The following is a 17,577-nucleotide window of genomic DNA, read 5'->3' as shown; positions in this document are numbered from 1 at the left end:
GATAAGGGAGTTTTCCAGAATGAATTTGGTGAGATTGTTTGCCGGCTCCACAGCCGCCGTCGCGTCCCTGCTGCCGCTTTCCGCCTTCGCCCAGTCCTTCACGGTTGAGGATGTGGCAGGTCGCGCGGTCAGCTTCGATGCACCGGTCGAGCGCGTGATCCTCGGCGAGGGCCGGATGATCTACGGGCTGGCGCCGATCGAGAAGGAAAATCCTTTCGAGAAGGTCGTCGGATGGCGCAATGACATGTACATGAACGACAAGGGCGGCTACACCGCCTATGTCGCGAAGTTCCCTGAAGCCGCCGACATTCCCTTCCTTGGCCGTCTTTCCAATGGCACGCTTTCGATCGAGACCGTGGTCGATCTTGATGCCGACGTGCTGCTTCTGCCGATCGGCGACAAGGAAGCAGCCGACGAAATCGGGCTTGAGGCGACGCTGGCCGAGACCGGCACGAAGATCGTCTATATCGATTTCCGCGAGCACATTCTGGAAAATACCGAACCGAGCCTTGAAGTGCTCGGCAAGCTCTTTGGACATGAGGAGCGCGCCGAGGCCGTCGCCGATTACTGGAACGCACAGATGGCGCGGGTCACGGACACGCTGGAAGCGGCGCAACCGGAGGAGCCTGACGTCTTCATGTACCGTGCCGCCGGTCTGGTGGAGTGCTGCGGAACCTTCGGCCCGGACAATTTCGGCCTCATGGTCGACTGGGCCGGCGGCCACAATATCGGCTCTGATTTCCTGCCGGGCTATACCGGATCCATAAATGCCGAGCAGGTTCTGGCGTCCAATCCCGATGTGATCGTCATCACCGGCGCCAACTGGTCCAATACGGAAGATGCCAGCGGCTTCGTCAATGTCGGCCCGGGCTCCGCGTCCGCCGCGGAGGAAAACAGCGCGGTGCTGCAGACGCTGATGGAGCACCCGGCCTTTACCGGGTCCAAGGCGGTGGCGAACGACGACGTTCATGCGATCTGGCATCAGTTCTATACCAGCCCATACCAGTTCGTAGCCGTCCAGCAACTTGCCAAGTGGTTCCACCCCGAGCTTTTTGCCGATCTCGACCCGGACGCGACGTTTGCGGAGTTCCACGAGAAATTCCTGCCGATCGATTACCAGCCGGGCTACTGGGCTGACATCAAGCCGGCGCAGTAGGCCGAAATCATGGATGCTTCGATAGACATGATCGAGGCTGAAGCCGGGGGCGCGCGATATCGCGCCCTTGCCCGGCGCAAGCTGCTGATCCTCTTCGGACTTTCGGCGCTTCTTTTCCTGTCTTTTGCGATCGACCTCGCTTGGGGGCCGGCGCGGTACGGGCTTGGCGAGGTACTGACCGCGATCTTCAACCCGTCATCCGTCTCCGTGCAAGTGCGCACCGTGGTCTGGGATATCCGCATGCCCGTCGCAGTGATGGCGATTGTGGTGGGAGCCGCCCTTTCGCTGGCGGGTGCGCAGATGCAGACCATCCTCGCCAATCCGCTGGCGAGCCCGTTCACGCTGGGCATTTCCGCCGCCGCAAGCTTTGGCGCAGCGCTTGGCATCGTTACCAGTATTTCGCTCGTCCCCGTCGCCGCCGGCATGCTTGTTCCCGTCAACGCCTTCATCGTGGCGCTGGCCGCGACGCTTTTCATCCACTTCGTCTCGCAATTGCGCGGCGTGTCGGTGCAAACCGTGGTGCTGCTCGGCATCGCTCTGGTGTTTTCGTTCAATGCGCTTCTGGCATTCCTGCAATATCTCGCGTCCGAGCAGGCGCTTTCTGCCGTCGTGTTCTGGACCATGGGCAGCCTCACCAAGGCAACATGGCCGAAGATCTGGGTAACGCTTGCGGTTCTGGTGATGGCCGTGCCGCTTTTCGCCCGCAACGCCTGGGCGCTCACCGCAATCCGGCTGGGCGAGGACAAGGCCGCAAGCTTCGGCATCAATGTCCGTCGCATCCGGCTCGAAACCATGCTGATCATCTCGCTGCTGGCGGCCGTACCGGTCAGCTTCGTCGGCACGATCGGCTTTGTCGGCCTGGTTGGTCCGCACATCGCCCGCATGATCCTCGGCGAGGATCAGCGGTTCTTTCTGCCGGGCTCCCTCCTCTCGGGCGCTCTGCTTCTGTCCGTGACCTCGATCGTTTCGAAATCCATCGTTCCCGGCGTTGTTTTTCCGATCGGGATCATCACCGCCCTGGTCGGCGTTCCCTTCTTCTTCTCGCTCATCATCTCCAACAGGAGCCGCTCATGGTAGCCCTGCAGCTTCAATCGGTCGGCGCCTATCACGGCCGAAAACTCTTCGTTGAAGATGTGACCACGCCGCCGATGAGGGCTGGCGAACTGGTTGCTGTCATCGGACCGAACGCCGCCGGCAAGTCGACGCTGTTCAAACGCATCACCGGCATCCTGAAGGGCCCGGGCGAAGTGCGCGTCGAGGGTTCCAGGGCAAAGAACGCCATGAGCTATATGCCGCAGGATACATCGGCGAATGCGGTGCTGACGGTCTACGAATCGATCCTTCTTGCCCGCAAGCAGGGAAAGTCCTGGTCGGTGAGCGACGAGGACACAAGGCTGATCGATGAGATAATGCGAGCGCTCAATATCGTGTCGATTGCCTTTCGCGACCTCGGCGCGCTTTCGGGCGGCCAGCGGCAGCTCGTGTCGATCGCGCAGGCGCTGTCGCGCGAGCCGGAAATCATGCTGATGGACGAGCCGACAAGCGCCCTCGACCTTCATCGGCAGGTCGAGGTGCTGGACTTCATGCGTAGGCAGGCTCAGACCCGGGGCATGATCGTCCTGATTGCGATCCACGACCTCAACCAGGCGCTGCGCTTCGCCGACAAGGTCATCGTGATCGAGAATGGCCGGATGAGGGCCTGCGGAACGCCGCGCGACGTCGTCACTGTCGACATGCTGAGGGATGTCTACCGGATCCAAGCCCGCATCGAGAAATGCTCCATGGACTATGACCATGTGATTGTCGATGGAACGTCGATTGCCTGAACGACAAGAAAGGGCCTGACCGGTCTGCAAAGCTAAGGAACCTGTCAACGGCGTTGCTTTGGAAGAGCTTCGTGCACTCGGCATGGCAACGCTGCCATGAAGGAACCTCAACCTTCGACCTCACAAAGGTCAAGGGGACCAATACGCCGACGCTCTGCTTCCTGTTCGGCTCAAAGCAGGGCTGATTGAACACAACCGCTTCTTGACATTCTTGCCTCAGGACTGGCTGTCGGTCCGCATGCATGATCTTGTCGCAGAAGAGCAAGTTGAGCAACGCGGGCGGCCACGAGCCTACGGACCTAGGGGACCGCACCTGCCTCTGGCCTGGCGGAAGGATTCTCCGCACATAACCGGAGGCCCAACCCGGGGAATGCCTCGCCCCCTTGAACGCCGACGATGCGAAGCCAGACCCAGGCTTGCTTTGTTGTCAAAGCTTCATCTTCCATTCATCGGACTGTCGTCATAGCAGAATAATTGCAAGAAGCCATCACACTGCAATTATGATTGCAAAGGATCATCTCCATGAACAGACTTTCCGCATGCCTTCTTGCCGGCGCCCTCACCCTGACGGCATCCGTTGCTTTCGCCGCCGAAACCACCGTCGAATTCTGGCACAGCTTCGCCGACGATCGCGAAAACGGCAAAGCGCTTGCCGAGATCATCGACAATTTCGAAGCGGCGAACCCCGATATCACCATCGATGCCCAGTTCATCGGCAATTACAACGACATCGTCGCCAAGCTCCAGGCGGCTATTCCGGCCCGCCGCGCGCCCGACGCGGTGATCATGGAGGTCACCCGCTACGGCCTGTTCGCCGATCGCGGCGTTCTTGACGATCTCTCCGAACAGCTCGCCAACGATCCGCTTTCTGGCGACCTGTTCAATTTCGCCCGCGAGGTCGGCGTCTATCAGGACAAGAACTACATCATCCCGTTCAACTCCTCGACGCCGGTTCTCTACGTCAACAAGGACATTTTCGGGAAGGCCGGCTACGCCGAGCTGCCGCCGCTCGTCACCTATGACGACATCAAGTCCGCCGCTTCGAAGATCACCGATACTCTGGGCGGTGAAGATGTCATGGGCATGACGTCTCCGGGCCAGTTCGCCCGCTGGGGCCTGATCATGTCGAACGACAGCGACCTGATCGACTCCAGGTCCGGCGACATTCTGATCGACAGCCCCAACACGGTCGAAGCCTATGAATGGATGGCCTCGCTGGTGAAGGATGGCGTCGCGTCGCCCGATGGCGTGACCGACGAATCCACCGACAAGCAGGTGTTCCTGTCCGGCCATGCCGGCATGATGATGAACTCGACCGGCGACTACGGCGACGTCAAGAAAGCGCTTGGCGACAGCGTCGTCGTGCTGCCCATGCCATGCAACAAGGTCTGCTCGGTTCCGATCGGCGGCGCCGGCATTGGTATCCTGTCCTCCGCCGATGAGGATGTGAAGAATGCGGCCTACAAGTTCATCTCGTTTGCGGCCAACCCCGAATCGAACGCGATCTGGTTTGCCGCGACCGGCTATATGCCGATCAACAAGAAGACCGCTGACCAGCCGCGCGCGGCCGAAGCGATCGCCAACGAAGAGGGCATCACGGTTGCCATCGACCAGCTCGACTTCGCCCGCGGCCGCCCGCGCCCGCCGATCGTCACCTGGATGCGCGCCAACGAATACGACGTCTGGCAGGCCATGGCGCTCGGCACCAAGGATGTGCAGTCGGCGCTCGATGACTTTGCCGCCCGCACCCGCGAAGAGGCCGACCGCCTCGCCAAGTAAGCGCTGAAATCAGGACAGTCGCAAAGGCCCGCGCGCCCGCTCCGGCGCGCGGGCCAAGCCGCCAACCGCCTGCCGGCAAACCCGGCAGCACAGGAAGCCGCCCATGCTGCGCAAGCTGACGCCCTATCTCTTCGTTCTGCCGCTGATGCTGTTCATCGCGGTGTTCACCTATATCCCGATCGTCACCAGCGTCGATCTCAGTTTCCGCCAGTGGGACTTCATGTCGGCAGACAAGCCCTTTGTCGGCTTCGACAATTACCGGGTCCTGTTCCGCTCGGATGCGTTCTGGAATTCGCTGTGGGTGACGACCGTCTTCGCCGTCATCTCCGTGCCGATCCGTCTCGGCCTGGCGCTCTGGTTTGCGAGCGCGCTGACCCGCGAGACGTTTGCCCGGCGCATTCTGCGCGGCGCCCTGTTCCTGCCGTCGGTGACCTCGACGGTCTCCATCGCGGTGGTGTTCTCCTGGGTGTTCTCCACCGATTTCGGGATGATGAACGGTCTGCTCGGCATTGTCGGCATCGACAAGGTGCGGTGGATGCAGAACCCGGACCTGGCGCTTGGCGTGCTGATCTTCATCAACACCTGGAAGCAGCTCGGCTATGACGTGGTCATCTATATTGCCGGCCTGCAGGCGATCCCGCAGGAGCTCTACGATGCCGCTGCCGTCGACGGCGGAAAGAGGCGCCATGTGTTCCGCCGTGTCACCTTCCCGCTCGTCATGCCGACCACCTATTTCCTGCTGGTCATTTCCGTGATCGAGGCGTTCCAGGTGTTCACGCTGGTCGACGTCATGACCAAGGGCGGCCCCGCCGGTGCGACCGATCTCCTCGTCAACCGGCTCTACCAGATCGGCTTCACGCTCTTCGATATCGGCCAGGGCTCGGCGCTCGCCGTGCTGCTGTTCGTTCTCCTGGTGGGACTTGCCGTGTTCAAATCGCGCGTCCTCGGACGGAGGGTTCACTATGAAGCCTGATAACCCCATCCTCTCCGGCCTCGCCCTTGTCGCCGGCCTATTGTTCCTGTCGCCGGTGCTCTATTCGATCTGGATGTCGTTCCAGACCTCGACGGCCTATTATACCGGCACGGTGCATTTCACCCTCGTCAACTACGAGGTCGCCGTCGGCCAGTACAATTTCGCCCGCTATCTGTTCAACAGCATCATCGTTTCCGGCGCGGTCACCGTCATCGGCACGGCCTTCGCCACCATGGCAGCCTTCGCCTTTGCCCGCTTCACCTTTCCCGGCAACAACCTCCTGTTTGCCGCAACGGTGGCGACGCTGATGATCCCGAGCCATATCAGCCTGATCCCGAACTATCTGACGCTTGCCGATGCCGGCCTGCTGGACACCTATGCCGGACTGATCTTGCCGGCGATTTCGAACGGCTTCGCCGCCTTCTTCCTTAGGCAATATATCCGCGGCATTCCGAAGGCGCTCGATGAGGCCGCCTATATGGATGGCGCGACGCCCATGAAGGTGCTCTGGCGCGTAATCGTGCCGATCGCCAAGCCCGCCATCCTTTCGATGGGGCTCTACATCTTCATCGGCGAGTGGAACAACTACATCTGGCCGCTGGTCGCCACCAGCCGCGAGAACCTCTACACCCTGCAGGTCGGCCTCGCGCATCTTTACCGCCTCAACCCCGGCGAAGGACTGATCGACTGGCCGCTGGTGATGGCCGCCTCCACCATCTCGCTCCTGCCGGTGATCCTCGGATTCGTGCTCGTCGAACGCCACCTGATCCGCGGCATCACCATGGGCGCCGTGAAATAATCATGACCATGACTGGAAAGACCACAGTGACACGCATCGCATCCCATCGCGGCGGTACGCTCGAATTCGGCGACAGCACCTGGGCGGGTTTCACCGCGACGGCGGCCATGGCCGTCGACGAGGTCGAGTTCGACCTGCACCCGACCGCCGACGGCCGCATCATCGTCCATCACGATGCAACGCTCGACCGCACCACCGACACCTGCGGCGTGATTGCGGCGATGACGGCCGCCGAGGTGCGCGCCGCGGTCGTCGACCACGCCGGCGCTGGCTTCCGCCATCCACTCTACGTCGAGGAGCTCTGCGCCATCTTCGCCGAAAGCCCGGTTGCCTTCCGCTGCGAGATCAAGCCCGGCCATGACGGACGCCCCTATCCCGGTTTCGTGCCAAAGGCCGTTGCCGCGCTCGAGGCCGGCGGAAAGCTTGCCACAGCGACCTTCTCATCGTTCCTAATCGACACTCTGACCGAACTTGCGGCCACCACCGAGCGGCCGGCCCTGTGGCTGGTCTCGCCCGCGATCCTCACCCAGCTCGGTGCGCGCGGCGTGATCGAAATCGCCCGGCTGCGCGGCATCGCCGAAATCGGCGTCAACATCGATACCGCCAGCAACGCGCTGAAGGCAATGGTGGAAGAGGCCGGCCTCGGCTTCGGCTGCTGGGCCGCACACACCCGTCCGCAGATCGAAAAAGCCTTCGATCTCGGCGTCAAGGTGTTCACCACCGACCGTCCGACCCTTGCCCTTTCCATCCGTAATGCCCGCCAGGAGACGAGACCATGAGCCGCATTACACTGAAGAACATCCGCAAATCCTATGACCGGGGCCCGACCGTGTTGCACGGCGTGTCGATGGATATCGCCCCCGGCGAATTCATCGTCATCGTCGGCCCCTCCGGCTGCGGCAAGTCGACCTTGCTGCGCCTGATCGCGGGGCTTGAGACCTGCCGCGAGGGCGACATCATCCTCGGCGGCAAGCGTTCCAACGACATCGCCCCGCAGGATCGCGACATCGCGATGATTTTCCAGAACTACGCGCTCTACCCGCACATGACGGTGCGCGAGAACATCGCCTTCGGGCTGGAACTGCGCGGCATGCCGAAGAAGGCGCGCAATGCCAGGGCCGAGGAGGTGGCTCGCACGCTGCAGCTCGAGCCCTATCTCGACCGCAAGCCCGCGGCCCTTTCCGGCGGCCAGCGCCAGCGCGTCGCCATGGGCCGGGCAATCGCCCGCGAGACATCGACCTTCCTGATGGACGAACCGCTCTCCAACCTCGACAACGCGCTGCGCGTCGTCATGCGCCGCGAGATCAAGGAACTGCACAAGGCGCTGAAGGCCACGATCATCTACGTTACCCACGACCAGACCGAGGCGCTGTCGCTTGCCGACCGGATCGCCGTGATGAAGGACGGCCACCTGCAGCAGTTCGACACGCCCGAGGCGATCTATGACCGGCCGGCGAACCGCTTCGTCGCCTCCTTCATCGGCGCACCGGAAATGAACTTCCTCGAAGCCGCCGAGCTGAAGAGCGCCGGCATTCCGCCAGACCTGACCATCGGCCTGCGTTCAGACGCGCTGACGCTGGTCGGCGCGAAACCCGCAGGCACCGCGCTTCCCGCCAGCGTCACCCTGAGCGAAATGACGGGCTCGGACGTCGTGCTCCATTGCGAGACGCCGGCCGGCCGGGTTACGCTGACCGCCCACCGCAGCGCGCTTCCCGCCAATCTCGATGATTGCTGGATCGCCTGCGACATGAGGGCCGCGCATTTCTTCGACAGTGAGACCGGCGCGCGCCGTGAATTCGCCGTTCAGGAAGGCTGACACCGGGCAGGACATGGACAGAGCAGACGATATACCCCAACACCTGAGCGAACTCGTGGCGCTCAATGCCGGGCGGCTGACGGCGGCCGATACACGCCTCCTCGACGTGTTGATGCAGAACCCTATGCGGGCGGCGCTTGAAAACGGCCGCGAGATTTCAAACCGCGCCGGGCTTCACCCTTCCTCCGCCGTCCGCCTGGCACGCCGGCTCGGCTTCGACGGCTATCCCGAGTTCCGCACCTTCCTGCAGAACAGCCTCGTCGACGAAGGCGAGGATTTCGACAATGGCGCCGCCCGCGTCGCTGCCCGCCTGCTGCGCGCCGATGAGGGTGCGCTGGTCTCCTCCGTCATCGACAGCGAGATTGCCGCCCTCGAGACCGCCCGAAAGGCGGTCAATGACGGCCAGATCCGGCGGTTTTCGGAAGCCATTCGCGATTGCCGGCGTATCTTTGTGGTCGGCCTTGGCCACTTCGGCGCGCTCGCCCACCTGGTGAACCTTCGCCTCAACCGCTCCGGCTACAACGCCACCGACCTGACGGCGACGCCGAACCTGATGCGCGAAACGCTGATGACCATGGCGGAGGACGACGTGCTCTGGCTCTTCGCCTTCCGCAGCCCGCCGCCGCTGATGCACGATATTCGCGCCGTGGCGGCCGACCGCGGCGCAACGACGCTCGCCATTACCGATGTCGCCGGCGGCCGGTTCAACCCGCCGCCGGATCATCACATCACGGTCTCGCGCGGCGCGCTCGGCCAGTCGCAATCGCTCGTCGTGCCGATGACCATCGCCAACACCGTGATCCTCGACCTTGCCGCGATCGACAATGGCCGGTCGATCAAGGCCATCGAACAGTTCGACCGCTTCCGCGAGGAAGGTCCGCCATTCAGTTGGGGCTGAAGATTGCGCGGACAGAGCCCTGAACGCCTCGGGCTTTCGATCCCATCCGGTGGATCGGCCAGCTTGCACGGGCGAGGCCGGGATCCAATAAGGGATCAACATTCCCAGCCGATTTATATGCGTGCCGCAATCTTCACGCTGTGCATAGTGGCAACCTCTATATAATGGCTATAGACAATGGCACCGATCGTCGATGCTCGGCGCTTCACAGAGCCGCATTTCACGCGCGAGCGTCGCCATCAGTTCCGCCGCGGGCATGGCGCGCGCAAGCGGCGCACCTTGCCCCGCCCAATGCCCGCCGTAACCGGCCTCGCCACAGGCCTTGGCGGCGACGTGAAGGGCCTTTCCGGCGTCGTAGACAATGGGATAGTCAGGCGGCATGGCTCCGCGAAGCGATGTTTCCGCCAGCTCCGTGAACCGGTTGGCAACGCGCGCGCCGGTTTACGTTTATTGCCACCTAGCGCGCCTGCAGCCGTTCCAGCCGGAGCGCGGCGGCGCGGCGGTGGCCTTCGAGGCCTTCGGAGGCGGACTGGCGGACCGCAGGCGGGGCGACCTGGCGGATGCCTTCCTCTTCAAGCCATTGATGCGTCACCGTCTTGATATAGGTGCCGACCCACAGTCCCCCGGTATAGCGGCCCGCGCCCATGGTCGGCAGGGTATGGTTGGTGCCGCAGCATTTGTCGGAATAGACCACGCTGGCATTGGTGCCGATGAATAGCGAACCGTAATGGCTGAGGCGTTTCGCGAAAGCCTTGGCGTCCTCGGTATGGACCTGCAGATGCTCGGCGGCGACGATATCGGAATAGGCGATCATGGTCGCCTCGTCCGGGCAGAGCGCGATCTCGCCGTAGTCGCGCCAGGCCTGGCCAGCGGTTGCCGCCGTCGACAGAGTTTCGAGCTGGCGGTCGACTTCGGCGAGCACGGCCTCGGCGAGGGCAGCATCGGTGGTGATCAGGCCGACGCGGGTGCGGGTGTCGTGCTCGGCCTGCGCCAAAAGATCGGTCGCGATCATCTCGGCCTCGCCGGTGTGGTCGGCGAGGATGAAGATTTCGGAGGGGCCGGCGAGCTGGTCGATGCCGACGGGGCCGAATATCTGGCGCTTGGCCTCGTTGACGAAGGCATTGCCGGGGCCGACAATCTTGTCGACGGCCGGCACGCTCTCGGTGCCGAGCGCCATCGCCGCGATCGCCTGCGCGCCGCCGATCCGGAATATCCGGTCGGCGCCGGACAGGTGGCAGCCGGCGATCATCGCCTCATGGGCATTCGGCGGCAGGCAGGCGATGACCTCGCCGACGCCCGCGACCTTGGCCGGCACGATAGACATCACCGGCGCCGACAGCAGCGGATAGCGCCCGCCCGGCACATAGCAGCCGACCCGTTCCAGCGGAATGTTGCGATGACCGAGATGGACGCCGGGGCGGATCTCGATCTCGATTTCCGACATCGAGCCGAGCTGCGCCTCGGCAAAGGCGCGCACATTGGAAATCGCGAATTCGGTGTCGGCGCGGGTTTGCGGATCGAGGCGGGAGAGCGCCCGTTCGCGCTCCTCGGCGGTCACCTCGAAGCGGGAAAGTTCGGCCTTGTCGAACCGGGCCGAGTACTCGGCGACGGCCGCATCGCCCTCGCTTTCAACGCGGGCAATGACCTCGGCAACCAGCTTTTCCACCGGCGCATTGTCGGCGGCGGCGTCTCGGCCCGGAGCCTTGATAAAGGTGACGGTCTCGGGGATCGGTAATCTGCTCATGATCTTTCTTTCAGGTGCGTGCCGCCTCGAAAGCGGCCCATGCCGCCTCGAATTTGGCAAAATCGAAATCGGGTGCGCGGGCGGCCTCAAGAATGATCGCCTCGCTTGCGTGAAGTTTGCCGATCGCCGCGGCAAGGCCGGCAAGATAACCGTCCGGGATCACCACCGCGCCGTGGCGGTCGGCATGGATCCAGTCGCCGGGCGCAACCGTCAGGCCGAAAACGGTGACCGGAACCGCGACCTCGGTCACGTGCACGAAGCCGTGGGATGGGCCGACAGAGCCTGCGAGCACCGGAAAGTCAGGCGCCAGATCGCCGAGATCGCGCATCACACCATTGGTGAGCGCGCCGCAAAGGCCGAGCCCTTTGTGGACCGTGGTGTTGACCTCACCCCAGAACGCGCCGATTGCGGCAGCACCATCGATATCCTCGACCACGGCAATGCGCGGACCGTCGCCGTCTGCCATGTGGCGGTAGTAATCCATGCGCCGGGCGCGCACCTTTTCCGGCGCTTCGGGCGAAGGGGCGAGCGCGGAGATGCGCGCGGTGCGGGCCTGGCCCACCAGAACGCCTGCCGGGTCGCTTGCCATGAGCGTGCCGCGGGTGAAGCGGTCGAAGCCGCGCTTGCCTTCGATCACCTCGATCGCGTTGCAGACCGTGGGGGTATCGACGCTTTTCAGCAGCGTCAGGAGGTCCGGGGTCAGGTCAGCCATGCGGTCAGTGCCTTCGTTGTTTCTTCGGGGGCTTCGAGGGTTGGGAGATGGCCGATGCCGGGCAATGATATCCGCACGGCATGCGGCATGAGGTCCTTCATGAGCGCGTGTCGCTCTGGTGGGCAGAGCCGATCCTCGTCGCCGGAAAGGATGAGGACCGGGCAACTCACGGCGCGCAGCGTCTCGCACTGGTCCGGCCGGTCGCGCAGCGCCTCCGACTGGCTGATGAAGGTCTCGGGCCCGGCCGCCATCGCCATGTCGCGGCAGAGTGCTGCAAGTTCAGGGTCTGGCCGCGCGAGATAGCGGGGGATGAAGGTGTCCTCCATCATCGCCGCAAGCGCGCCCGTTTTCGCCCGCTCGATTTGCGGCTCCCGTCCGGCTTTCACCTTCGGTTGTTCGGCAAGCGGATTGGTGGCCATCAGCGCCAGCCGCTCGATGCGGGCCGGTTGCTGCCGGATCATTTCCATCGCCAGAATGCCGCCCATGGAAAGGCCCGCCAGCGCAAACCGGGGCGGCAGTTCGCCGAGCACGCGATCCGCCATCTCAGCCATCGACCGCTCGCCGGAAAGCGCCGCGCAGATGATCGTGCGCCGCGCCGAAAGCGACGCGATCTGCGGCGAAAACAGGCGCGCGTCGCACATCATTCCGGGCAGGAAAACCAGCGGCAGCGTCACCTTCAGTCTCTCCAGGTTGCGCCGGCCGGATCGTCGGTGTCGCGCACCCGGTAGAGGCTCGCCTCGCCGGTCATCGATGGCACCAGCCGGTAGTCGAGGTTCGGCGGCACGGCGCAGGTGTCGCCCGGCGCGAGAATGGCCTCGCCGCCATCCCATGTCAGCCGCCAGTGGCCGCGCATGATCATCAGCACGTCGTTGCGATCGGAGCCGATCACCTCGTCGCGGGCGGAGTTGTGGTTGAGGAAATCGACCTCGAAGCCGGGCCGGTCGCGCAGCGCGCCATGTTCGCCAATCACCTTCGCCGGATGCCGGTCGGCAAGCGCCATCAGGTCCCAGTAGCGCGCGACATAGCCGGGGATCACCTCGGAAGTTGTCGGCTCGGGGAAGGCCCTGAGTTCTTCATCGGTCAGGAGCGGCATGGGCGTGACGCCATCGGGCAGCTTCTGCCCTTTCTTGCTGTCATAGAGCTTGCCGTTTCTGCCGAGAACCAGCCCGTGGTCTCGGGCGTCCTCGATCACCTGCGGCGCCCAGATGACGCCGCCGCCGGCATCATTGCCGCCGAGGATCGCCATGATCATCCCGTAATCGGTGCCGATGTTTTCAAATCCGCGGAAGATGCCGGTCGGAATGTTGAAGATATCGCCTTCCTCCAGCACCACCTCGCCGGCATTGCCCCAGCGGCCCCAGAAAAACCGCCAGCGGCCCTTCAGCACGAAGAACACCTCCGCCGTGCGGTGCGAATGAAGCGAGTTGCGGCATTTCGGCGGCTGGCCGGCGGCACCGATGTTGAAGCCGGGCGTATCCTTAATATGGACGTGCTGGTCCGGCGATTCCGATACGCCGCCGCCGATGATCGTGAAGTTCTCCTTCTGGTTCGAGCCGGGCGTGTGGGCGTCGATGAAGGCGGTCTTGCAGGGGACGAGCTCGCCATAGCGGACGATCCGGGCTTGCATGTCGATCATGGTATTCCTTTCCCGGCAGCCAGGGCTGCCAGCCTTTCAGGCATAAAATTGCATACGATTGCAATACTAGGAATCGTCAAGAGAGGCAAGGAATTTTGCATAGGAATGCAAAAAATTCGGAGGGTGCGGGGTCGCGGCTCTCGGGACGGCTCGTCCTGCGCCGCTGAGGGCCGTTACCGCGTGGTGCCGCGCACGATCGGGACGGGCGGGATGCGGATCTTGCGGACATCCTGGTTGCCGTCGATCGCGTCGATCAGTTCGGCAACGGCGGTCGACACCATCTGGTTGATCGGCTGACGGATGGTGGACAGGTTGAATGAGGGCCAGGCCGCCTGCGGTATATCGTCGAAGCCGACGACGGCGACGTCTTCCGGCACCCTCAAATTGAATTCCAGCCGGATGACGTCGAGCGCCGCGATCGCCATATGATCGTCGCTGACGAAGAGGGCATCCGGCGGTTCGGCGACATCGAAGAGCTCGCGCGCGGCGTCGCTCGCCTCGACATAGTGGAAATTGCCGTCCGCGCGGGAATGGAGATCTCGGCCGGCATCCTTCAGCGCCGCCAGAAAGCCGGCCTCGCGATCGATCTGGGTGGAGGCGCCTCCGAAACCTGCCAGGTGGGCAATTCGCTTCGGCTCTCCCTTCAGCAGCAGTTGCGCGGCCATGCGCCCGCCCTGGTAATTGTCGCTGGTGACGGCGCGCAGCCGGTCGGCGGGCTGTTCGCGGTTGAACAACAGAACCGGAATGCCGTGGTCGCGGCAGCGCTCGGCAAGTGTGGAGGACAGAGAAACCGACACCATGATCAGGCCATCTACCTGATAGGACAGGATTTCCTGGATCACCGGCTCGACATCGCCGATCGTGCTGGAGGCCATGAACAGGAGCACGTGGTAACCGTTTTCCTGCAGCGCGATCGACAGTTTCTCGACGGCTTCGGGATAGAACTGGTTTTCGAAATAATAGACCACGACGCCGATGATCCGGCTCTTGCCGGTAATCATCGCGCGGGCCAGCACATTCGGGCGGTAGCCAAGCTCCTCGGCTGCGATCCGGATCTTCTCGGCGGTCTTCTTTGAGACCGAGGCGCCGGGCGTGAAAAAGCGTGACACGGCTGACTGGCTGACGCCGGCGCGTCGGGCGACGTCAACGGATGTGACCTGTTTGCTGTTCACGCTGTTCTCCGGGCTTGCTCCTCATTCTCCCTACAGTGAGGTGCAGTTTCTGTCACCCCTCAAGCTGCAGCCGTTCGCCTGTGGTCGCATCGAAGAGATGGCAGGCGGCGCGCGGGATGCGGGCGGAAAGCGGCGTGCCGATCTCGGCGCGGAAATCCTTGGCGGCCTTGAGGTTGACGAGGTCGCCGCCGACCTCCACGGCCACCATCGAGGCATCGCCCAGAAGCTCGAGCGCGAAGATCTCTGCCTGAAGCTCGGCCGGGCCGTCGGTCATCTCGGCGTCCTCGGCGCGGAAGCCGAGGGTGATCGGGCCGGAAAGGCGCTCCGGAAACCCCGCGACCTTGATGTTTTGCGCCGAAAACACGCCGTTTTCAATCGCGCCGTCAACAAGGTTCATGGCCGGCGACCCGATGAAGGAGGCGACGAAGGTGTTGGCGGGAAAATCGTAGATCTCGGTCGGCGAGCCGACCTGCTGGATCACGCCCTTGTTCATCACCACCACCCGGTCGGCAAGGGTCATTGCCTCGATCTGGTCGTGGGTCACGTAGATTGTCGTGGTCTTCAGCTGATATTGCAGGTTCTTGATCTCTGCGCGCGTGGAAACGCGCAGCTTGGCATCGAGGTTCGACAGCGGCTCGTCCATCAGAAACACGGTCGGCTTGCGCACGATCGCGCGGGCAAGGGCCACGCGCTGGCGCTGGCCGCCGGAAAGCTCGGCCGGGCGGCGGTCGAGAAGCTGGGTCAGGTCGACCATCTCGGCCGCCCGCATCACCCGATCATGATGCTCGGCCTTGGGCGCCTTGCGCACCTTCAGCGGAAAGCGGATGTTCTCGTAGACCGAGAGGTTGGGATAGAGACCGTAGCTCTGGAACACCATGGCGATGTCGCGGTCCTTCGGCTCCAGCCGGTTGACGACGCGTCCGCCGATGATCACCTCGCCATCGGTGACGGTCTCGAGCCCGGCGATCATCCGCATGGTCGTGGTCTTGCCGCAGCCGGAGGGGCCGAGCAGGACCAGGAATTCGCGGTCGGCGATCTTCAGGTCGAAATTGTCGACGCCGACGACGCGGCCCCAGCGCTTGGAAACGTTTTTCAGGTGGATTTCGGCCATGGTCTAACCCTTGACGGCGCCGGCGGTGAGCCCGCTGACGATCTGGCGTTGGAAGAACATCACGAGAATGAACAGCGGAACGGTGGCCGAAACGGTGGCGGCGACCGCATACATGATGGTGCCCTCGGTCTGCACCGTTCCGAGGAAGGAATTGATCTTGGGCACCATGGTCTGGTTGTGCTGGTTCAAGAGCAGCGCCGTGACCGAGAAGTCGTTATAGGCGAGCAGGAAGCTGAACAGGCCGGTGGTGATCACGCCCGGCCACATCACCGGCATGATCGCCAGCCGGAAGGCCTGGAACCGCGTGCAGCCGTCCACCATCGCGCTTTCGTCGAGGTCTTTCGGGATCGAGAGGAAGAAGGAATGCAGCATCCAGATGGTGAAGGGCTGGTTGATGGCGACCAGCACGATGATCGCGGTCGGCAGGTAGCCCCAGATGTTGAGCTCGAAGAACGGCAGCAGGAAGCCCGAGACCAGGGTGATATGCGGCATGGCGCGGAACACCAGCGCCGCGATCAGGATCCAGAACGTGTATTTTCGCGTCGAGCGCGACAGCGCATAGCCGCCGAGCGTGCCGAACAGGAGCGAGATCGAGGTGACGCAGACCGTCACGATCGCGGTGTTGAGCACCGAGACGTAGAACTGGCGTTCCACCCAGGCGCCGCGATAGCCGTCAAGCGTGAAGGTGCTGCCGGTCTGGCGCTCGGTCGCCGGGCCGAAGATCGCGTTCCAGAACGAGACCCGGCTGAAGAAATCCGCTTCGACCTTGAAAGAACCCCAGACCGTCCAGATGAACGGGAAGGCGGCCATGATGAGCCAGATGAGCAGGATCGCCGAGGTGAAGATCGCAAGCGGGCGGGAATATCCGATCGTGCCGTTCATGCCCGGGCCTTTCTGTTGAATTCGCGCCAGGTCCGCACCAGGACGGGGCTGAGGAGAATGACGACGCCGATCATGGTCAGGATCGAGGTGGCGGCGGCCGAGCCGAACAGCTGGTCGACCTGGCCGGTGAGATCGTTGTAGATCAGCCAGGAGAGCGAGGTGGCGTTGGCCTCCGACGAAAACCCGATGATCGGCTCGAACACCCGGAAATTATCCATCAGCAGAACGAGGCCGACAAAGGTCGCGAGCGGCACGAGGTGCGGGACGACCACATAGCGGATGCGTTCGAACCGGTTGGCGCCGTCGATCATCGCCGATTCCAGCGTATCCTGCGGCAGGGTCTGCAGGCCGGCATAGAACACCACGAAGGCGAAGGGCGTCATGTGCCAGGTGCCGTAGACGATCAGCGTGACCCAGGTGAGGAACGGGCTCGCCTTCAACGAGAGCTCGGGGTCCTGGAACAGGAATTGCAGCGTGGCGCCGATGATGCCGTCGGAATTGATCATCCAGAACAGGATCAGCGAACCGAGCAGCGGCGTCACGATATAGGGCAGCAGCGACAGGAAGATCACCGGTCCGCGATAGAAGCGCGGCGTCATGTTGACCCCGAGCGCGACCGCGAAGCCGAACAGGATCGCAAGCGGCGTCACCAGGAAGGTGTAGATCAGCGTGAAGCTCAGCGCCTTGTAGAAGGGAAGATTATAGATCCGCGCGACAATATCGCCGAACCCGCTATTGTCGGCGAGGATCGCGCCGACCTCGTCGACCGCCAGATGCGAGCGGTTGAAATAGGTGCCGAGCCCGTTGAACTTGCCGAGCGGCTCGGCATCCCGCAACGCGGCGGTCGCCGAGGTGTCGACGCGGGTCTCTTCCTTGCAGCCGAAGGGGCCGCAGTTTTCAACCGAAATCAGCACCTGATCGTGTTCGACGAACAGCGACTGGACCGCGACCGAGACGATCGGCAGCGCGATGAACAGCAGCATTGCAAACGCCGACGGCAGGATGAAGGCGGCGAAATCTCGATGGCGCATGAGGTTACCCCGGAACGTGATGCGGCCCCGCCATTATCGGAC

17 protein-coding genes are annotated in these 17,577 nt (G+C 63.3%); 9 read left to right on the top strand and 8 right to left on the bottom strand.

What is annotated here, in order from left to right:
* The first annotated feature begins 19 nt into the window (after positions 1–19).
* From V6767_RS03950 to V6767_RS03910, 9 genes are all read left to right on the top strand, one after another.
* On the top strand, positions 20–1,156 hold the full coding sequence (locus V6767_RS03950) for an ABC transporter substrate-binding protein (RefSeq protein WP_448472244.1): 1,137 nt from the start codon (positions 20–22) through the stop codon (positions 1,154–1,156).
* A gap of 9 nt (positions 1,157–1,165) precedes the next feature.
* A complete protein-coding gene (locus tag V6767_RS03945; protein WP_448472243.1) occupies positions 1,166–2,233 on the top strand; it encodes a FecCD family ABC transporter permease in 1,068 nt (355 codons plus the stop codon).
* A complete protein-coding gene (locus tag V6767_RS03940; RefSeq protein WP_448472242.1) occupies positions 2,227–2,982 on the top strand; it encodes an ABC transporter ATP-binding protein in 756 nt (251 codons plus the stop codon). Before V6767_RS03945 ends, V6767_RS03940 begins: the two co-directional genes overlap by 7 nt.
* A 522-nt stretch (positions 2,983–3,504) precedes the next feature.
* Positions 3,505–4,761, top strand: coding sequence for an ABC transporter substrate-binding protein (locus V6767_RS03935; RefSeq protein ID WP_448472241.1), 1,257 nt, complete (start codon positions 3,505–3,507; stop codon positions 4,759–4,761).
* Between the two features lie 103 nt (positions 4,762–4,864).
* Positions 4,865–5,734, top strand: a complete 870-nt coding sequence (locus V6767_RS03930; RefSeq protein WP_448472240.1) for a carbohydrate ABC transporter permease — start codon at positions 4,865–4,867, stop codon at positions 5,732–5,734.
* Complete coding sequence (locus V6767_RS03925; protein ID WP_448472239.1) at positions 5,724–6,533, top strand: carbohydrate ABC transporter permease; 810 nt, start codon at positions 5,724–5,726, stop codon at positions 6,531–6,533. The genes V6767_RS03930 and V6767_RS03925 overlap by 11 nt, the downstream gene beginning before the upstream one ends.
* Positions 6,534–6,535: 2 nt before the next feature.
* On the top strand, positions 6,536–7,312 hold the full coding sequence (locus V6767_RS03920; RefSeq protein WP_448472238.1) for a glycerophosphodiester phosphodiesterase family protein: 777 nt from the start codon (positions 6,536–6,538) through the stop codon (positions 7,310–7,312).
* Complete coding sequence (locus V6767_RS03915; RefSeq protein ID WP_448472237.1) at positions 7,309–8,349, top strand: ABC transporter ATP-binding protein; 1,041 nt, start codon at positions 7,309–7,311, stop codon at positions 8,347–8,349. The genes V6767_RS03920 and V6767_RS03915 overlap by 4 nt, the downstream gene beginning before the upstream one ends.
* Positions 8,350–8,362: 13 nt before the next feature.
* Entirely contained in the window at positions 8,363–9,247 is an 885-nt protein-coding gene (locus V6767_RS03910; RefSeq protein WP_448472236.1) for a MurR/RpiR family transcriptional regulator, read from the top strand.
* A gap of 457 nt (positions 9,248–9,704) precedes the next feature.
* On the opposite strand, the gene hisD is transcribed toward V6767_RS03910, so the two are convergent.
* The 8 genes from hisD to V6767_RS03870 all read right to left on the bottom strand — a co-directional run bounded on the left by hisD (position 9,705) and on the right by V6767_RS03870 (position 17,535).
* Positions 9,705–10,991: a histidinol dehydrogenase gene (hisD, locus tag V6767_RS03905; protein ID WP_448472235.1), complete on the bottom strand. Its 1,287-nt coding sequence runs from the start codon at positions 10,989–10,991 to the stop codon at positions 9,705–9,707.
* 10 nt (positions 10,992–11,001) lie between these two features.
* Positions 11,002–11,703, bottom strand: a complete 702-nt coding sequence (locus V6767_RS03900) for an RraA family protein (RefSeq protein WP_448472234.1) — start codon at positions 11,701–11,703, stop codon at positions 11,002–11,004.
* Complete coding sequence (locus V6767_RS03895) at positions 11,691–12,377, bottom strand: alpha/beta fold hydrolase (protein WP_448472233.1); 687 nt, start codon at positions 12,375–12,377, stop codon at positions 11,691–11,693. The genes V6767_RS03900 and V6767_RS03895 overlap by 13 nt, the downstream gene beginning before the upstream one ends.
* Before the next feature lie 2 nt (positions 12,378–12,379).
* A complete protein-coding gene (locus tag V6767_RS03890) occupies positions 12,380–13,339 on the bottom strand; it encodes a cupin domain-containing protein (protein ID WP_448472232.1) in 960 nt (319 codons plus the stop codon).
* Between the two features lie 173 nt (positions 13,340–13,512).
* Positions 13,513–14,511, bottom strand: coding sequence for a LacI family DNA-binding transcriptional regulator (locus V6767_RS03885; protein ID WP_448472231.1), 999 nt, complete (start codon positions 14,509–14,511; stop codon positions 13,513–13,515).
* A 52-nt stretch (positions 14,512–14,563) separates the two neighbouring features.
* Positions 14,564–15,622, bottom strand: coding sequence for an ABC transporter ATP-binding protein (locus tag V6767_RS03880; protein ID WP_448472230.1), 1,059 nt, complete (start codon positions 15,620–15,622; stop codon positions 14,564–14,566).
* 3 nt (positions 15,623–15,625) lie between these two features.
* Complete coding sequence (locus tag V6767_RS03875; RefSeq protein WP_448472229.1) at positions 15,626–16,504, bottom strand: carbohydrate ABC transporter permease; 879 nt, start codon at positions 16,502–16,504, stop codon at positions 15,626–15,628.
* Positions 16,501–17,535: a carbohydrate ABC transporter permease gene (locus tag V6767_RS03870; RefSeq protein ID WP_448472228.1), complete on the bottom strand. Its 1,035-nt coding sequence runs from the start codon at positions 17,533–17,535 to the stop codon at positions 16,501–16,503. The genes V6767_RS03875 and V6767_RS03870 overlap by 4 nt, the downstream gene beginning before the upstream one ends.
* Positions 17,536–17,577 lie beyond the last annotated feature (42 nt).

The sequence above is a fragment of the Martelella sp. FLE1502 genome, from assembly GCF_053484255.1.
Note: the sequence above shows the minus strand (reverse complement) of the source record. Positions and strands in the feature narration are given on the sequence as shown.

Bases quoted from the DNA above. Each gene is read 5' to 3' on its own strand.
- V6767_RS03950 (WP_448472244.1), top strand. From the start codon at position 20: ATGAATTTGGTGAGATTGTTTGCCGGCTCCACAGCCGCCGTCGCGTCC.
- V6767_RS03945 (WP_448472243.1), top strand. From the start codon at position 1,166: ATGGATGCTTCGATAGACATGATCGAGGCTGAAGCCGGGGGCGCGCGA.
- V6767_RS03940 (WP_448472242.1), top strand. From the start codon at position 2,227: ATGGTAGCCCTGCAGCTTCAATCGGTCGGCGCCTATCACGGCCGAAAA.
- V6767_RS03935 (WP_448472241.1), top strand. From the start codon at position 3,505: ATGAACAGACTTTCCGCATGCCTTCTTGCCGGCGCCCTCACCCTGACG.
- V6767_RS03930 (WP_448472240.1), top strand. From the start codon at position 4,865: ATGCTGCGCAAGCTGACGCCCTATCTCTTCGTTCTGCCGCTGATGCTG.
- V6767_RS03925 (WP_448472239.1), top strand. From the start codon at position 5,724: ATGAAGCCTGATAACCCCATCCTCTCCGGCCTCGCCCTTGTCGCCGGC.
- V6767_RS03920 (WP_448472238.1), top strand. From the start codon at position 6,536: ATGACCATGACTGGAAAGACCACAGTGACACGCATCGCATCCCATCGC.
- V6767_RS03915 (WP_448472237.1), top strand. From the start codon at position 7,309: ATGAGCCGCATTACACTGAAGAACATCCGCAAATCCTATGACCGGGGC.
- V6767_RS03910 (WP_448472236.1), top strand. From the start codon at position 8,363: ATGGACAGAGCAGACGATATACCCCAACACCTGAGCGAACTCGTGGCG.
- hisD (WP_448472235.1), bottom strand. From the start codon at position 10,991: ATGAGCAGATTACCGATCCCCGAGACCGTCACCTTTATCAAGGCTCCG.
- V6767_RS03900 (WP_448472234.1), bottom strand. From the start codon at position 11,703: ATGGCTGACCTGACCCCGGACCTCCTGACGCTGCTGAAAAGCGTCGAT.
- V6767_RS03890 (WP_448472232.1), bottom strand. From the start codon at position 13,339: ATGATCGACATGCAAGCCCGGATCGTCCGCTATGGCGAGCTCGTCCCC.
- V6767_RS03880 (WP_448472230.1), bottom strand. From the start codon at position 15,622: ATGGCCGAAATCCACCTGAAAAACGTTTCCAAGCGCTGGGGCCGCGTC.
- V6767_RS03875 (WP_448472229.1), bottom strand. From the start codon at position 16,504: ATGAACGGCACGATCGGATATTCCCGCCCGCTTGCGATCTTCACCTCG.
- V6767_RS03870 (WP_448472228.1), bottom strand. From the start codon at position 17,535: ATGCGCCATCGAGATTTCGCCGCCTTCATCCTGCCGTCGGCGTTTGCA.